Below are 880 nucleotides of genomic sequence, written 5' to 3' on the forward strand. Positions count from 1 at the left end.
GGCTCTGTTGCAAAAATCGTGAAGCTTGAGCATGCTTGGCGGAGATTGGACGGACGGAACGATGACGGATTTCAAGTGGCGCCATTTCCAGGGTGATGTGATCCTGTGGGCGGTGCGCTGGTATTGTCGCTATCCGATCAGCTATCGCGACCTTGAGGAAATGCTGGCGGAACGCGGCATTTCGGTCGACCATACGACGATCTATCGCTGGGTCCAGTGCTACGCCCCGGAGATGGAGAAGCGGCTGCGCTGGTTCTGGCGGCGTGGCTTTGATCCGAGCTGGCGCCTGGATGAAACCTACGTCAAGGTGCGGGGCAAGTGGACCTACCTGTACCGGGCAGTCGACAAGCGGGGCGACACGATCGATTTCTACCTGTCGCCGACCCGCAGCGCCAAGGCAGCGAAGCGGTTCCTGGGCAAGGCCCTGCGAGGCCTGAAGCACTGGGAAAAGCCTGCCACGCTCAATACCGACAAAGCGCCGAGCTATGGTGCAGCGATCACCGAATTGAAGCGCGAAGGAAAGCTGGACCGGGAGACGGCCCACCGGCAGGTGAAGTATCTCAATAACGTGATCGAGGCCGATCACGGAAAGCTCAAGATACTGATCAAGCCGGTGCGCGGTTTCAAATCGATCCCCACGGCCTATGCCACGATCAAGGGATTCGAAGTCATGCGAGCCCTGCGCAAAGGACAGGCTCGCCCCTGGTGCCTGCAGCCCGGCATCAGGGGCGAGGTGCGCCTTGTGGAGAGAGCTTTTGGCATTGGGCCCTCGGCGCTGACGGAGGCCATGGGCATGCTCAACCACCATTTCGCAGCAGCCGCCTGATCGGCGCAGAGCGACAGCCTACCTCTGACTGCCGCCAATCTTTGCAACAGAGCC

1 protein-coding gene is annotated in these 880 nt (G+C 60.6%); it reads left to right on the forward strand.

The window, feature by feature from the left end; all coding sequences use genetic code 11:
- Positions 1-61 precede the first annotated feature (61 nt).
- Positions 62-826: an IS6-like element IS6100 family transposase gene (locus IL54_RS02185; RefSeq protein ID WP_001389365.1), complete on the forward strand. Its 765-nt coding sequence runs from the start codon at positions 62-64 to the stop codon at positions 824-826.
- The last annotated feature ends 54 nt before the right edge of the window (positions 827-880 follow it).

The sequence above is a fragment of the Sphingobium sp. ba1 genome (assembly GCF_000743655.1).
In the GTDB taxonomy this organism is placed as follows: Bacteria; Pseudomonadota; Alphaproteobacteria; order Sphingomonadales; family Sphingomonadaceae; genus Sphingobium.